Origin of the sequence: Mesorhizobium sp. M6A.T.Cr.TU.017.01.1.1, assembly GCF_004023115.1 — a bacterium.
Taxonomy (GTDB): domain Bacteria; phylum Pseudomonadota; class Alphaproteobacteria; order Rhizobiales; family Rhizobiaceae; genus Mesorhizobium; species Mesorhizobium mediterraneum.
Map to the genome: position 1 here is coordinate 1 of NZ_RZTA01000313.1, position 401 is coordinate 401.

At 63.1% G+C, this 401-nt stretch carries 1 protein-coding gene; it reads right to left on the reverse strand.

Annotated elements, in window-relative coordinates; all coding sequences use genetic code 11:
• Positions 1 to 401 (reverse strand): ATP-binding cassette domain-containing protein (locus EOB36_RS34150; RefSeq protein WP_128286602.1); only part of this gene is annotated, 401 nt, incomplete at both ends.

The following is a 401-nucleotide window of genomic DNA, read 5'->3' on the forward strand; positions in this document are numbered from 1 at the left end:
GTATGGACGATCACGCCCCGGTCCATGATGTTGACCTCGTCGGCGAGCTCGCGGCAGAAATCGAGATATTGTTCGACCAAAAGCACGGCGATGCCCGCCTGGTCGCGTAGATAGCGGATGGCGCGGCCGATGTCCTTAATGATCGACGGCTGTATGCCCTCGGTCGGTTCATCGAGCACGAGCAGTTTCGGCCGCATCACCAGCGCCCGCCCGATGGCGAGCTGTTGCTGCTGGCCGCCGGAAAGATCGCCGCCGCGACGGCCGAGCATCTGCTTCAGCACAGGGAACAATTCGAAGACATGCGCCGGAATGTTGCGGTCGGCTCGCCTCAGCGGCGCAAAGCCTGATTCCAGGTTCTCCCGCACGGTGAGCAGCGGAAAGACCTCCCTGCCCTGCGGTAC